This window comes from Pseudoxanthomonas kalamensis DSM 18571 (assembly GCF_010211745.1).
Taxonomy (GTDB): Bacteria; Pseudomonadota; Gammaproteobacteria; order Xanthomonadales; family Xanthomonadaceae; genus Pseudoxanthomonas_A; species Pseudoxanthomonas_A kalamensis.
The window spans coordinates 1-611 of the sequence record NZ_PDWQ01000078.1 but is presented as its reverse complement, the minus strand read 5'-3'; the positions used below and the strand labels follow the sequence as shown (position 1 = coordinate 611).

The following is a 611-nucleotide window of genomic DNA, read 5'->3' as shown; positions in this document are numbered from 1 at the left end:
TCTGGAAATTGCAACGAAGGAAGAAACCTCGTTGCTGGAAGCCTGGAAGAAGTATCGGGTGTTGCTGAACCGTGTTGATACATCAACTGCACCTGATATTGAGTGGCCTGCTGTCCCTGTTATGGAGTAATCGTTTTGTGATATGCCGCAGAAACGTTGTATGAAATAACGTTCTGCGGTTAGTTAGTATATTGTAAAGCTGAGTATTGGTTTATTTGGCGATTATTATCTTCAGGAGAATAATGGAAGTTCTATGACTCAATTGTTCATAGTGTTTACATCACCGCCAATTGCTTTTAAGACTGAACGCATGAAATATGGTTTTTCGTCATGTTTTGAGTCTGCTGTTGATATTTCTAAAGTCGGTTTTTTTTCTTCGTTTTCTCTAACTATTTTCCATGAAATACCTTTTTGATTATTATTTGAATCAATTCCAATTACCTGAAGTCTTTCATCTATAATTGGCATTGTATGTATTGGTTTATTGGAGTATATGCTTGCTTTTCTGAGCCATAGCTCTGATATCCAAATGAAGCCATAGGCATTTGTTATTTTGGCTCTGTCAGCTGCATAACGCCAAAAAATATATTTATCTGCTTGATCTTCAAATG

General features: G+C 36.5%; 2 protein-coding genes. One reads left to right on the top strand and one right to left on the bottom strand.

Annotated elements, in window-relative coordinates:
- The first annotated feature begins 1 nt into the window (after nt 1).
- Complete coding sequence (locus CSC70_RS14085; protein ID WP_081048452.1) at nt 2-130, top strand: tail fiber assembly protein; 129 nt, start codon at nt 2-4, stop codon at nt 128-130.
- 128 nt (nt 131-258) lie between these two features.
- Here CSC70_RS14085 and CSC70_RS14080 read toward each other — a convergent pair.
- On the bottom strand, nt 259-611 hold a 353-nt coding region (locus CSC70_RS14080; protein WP_425501601.1), incomplete at its 5' end, for a hypothetical protein.